Genomic DNA, 999 nt, shown 5'->3' on the forward strand with positions numbered 1-999 from the left:
GAGGCCGCTACACGGATAAAGGGGAGTAAAACAGCCTTGTATGCAGCTCTGCAATCCACCAGCGAGGGGACACGCAAAAAATGACAAACGCCTCACGCGCAGCGGCAATGTAATGGCAGCCAAGAGCGAACGATTGACCATTCTGTCGGACGCCGAGCAGGAAGCCTTGTACGGCCTGCCGGATTTCGACGACACCCAGCGGCTGGAATATCTGGCCTTGACCGATGCTGAACTGGCGCTCGCCAGCAGCCGGCCCGGCATGCCTGCCCAAGTCTATTGCGTCTTGCAGATCGGCTACTTCAAGGCCAAGCACGCGTTCTTCCGCTTCGACTGGAGGGTCGGCAGGGATTCGTGTAAAAAACAGCCAAAAGTGAGCTAACTCGCTGTCAGCACAGAAATTTGTCACAACCTTCTGCCGATCCTCCATGCGGGTCCGTGATCGCCTTCATGTCTGCGCCTCACCCTGGTCGTCGAGGGTTGCCAGGATCACCCGAAGTTGTGTACTGCCATGCGGCCTCGGAAGCTATGTAGGAACCACAGACCGCTAGTCTGGAGGCGACCATGTAAAGAGGTATGCCTGATGGATCCCATTCGTTCGCGCACACCAAGTCCTGCCCGCGAGCTTCTGCCCGGACCCCAACCCGATGGGGTTCAGCCGACTGCAGATCGTGGGGTGTCTCCGCCTGCCGGCGGCCCCCTGGATGGCTTGCCCGCTCGGCGGACGATGTCCCGGACCCGGCTGCCATCTCCCCCTGCACCCTTGCCTGCGTTCTCGGCGGGCAGCTTCAGTGACCTGTTCCGTCAGTTCGATCCGTCCCTTTTTAATAACTCGCTTTTTGATTCGAAGCCTCCCGGCGGCACCCCTCATACGGAGGCTGCCCCCGCAGAGTGGGAGGCGGGGCCATCGGCTCTGCGCGCAGCCGCTGACCCGCCCCCCACCGTGCGGGTCGCGGTCCCTGCCTCGCGGCCGCCCCGCGCCCAGCCCGCGCCGCCCCGGCG

The 999-nt window shown here is 62.9% G+C and carries 1 pseudogene; it reads left to right on the forward strand.

Going from position 1 to position 999, the window contains the following annotated elements:
• Positions 1-112 precede the first annotated feature (112 nt).
• A pseudogene (locus CSC62_RS17260) lies at positions 113-355 on the forward strand (DUF4158 domain-containing protein); the annotation flags it as partial.
• Positions 356-999: the final 644 nt, after the last annotated feature.

Source organism: Pseudoxanthomonas jiangsuensis (assembly GCF_010093185.1).
Lineage (GTDB): Bacteria > Pseudomonadota > Gammaproteobacteria > Xanthomonadales > Xanthomonadaceae > Pseudoxanthomonas > Pseudoxanthomonas jiangsuensis.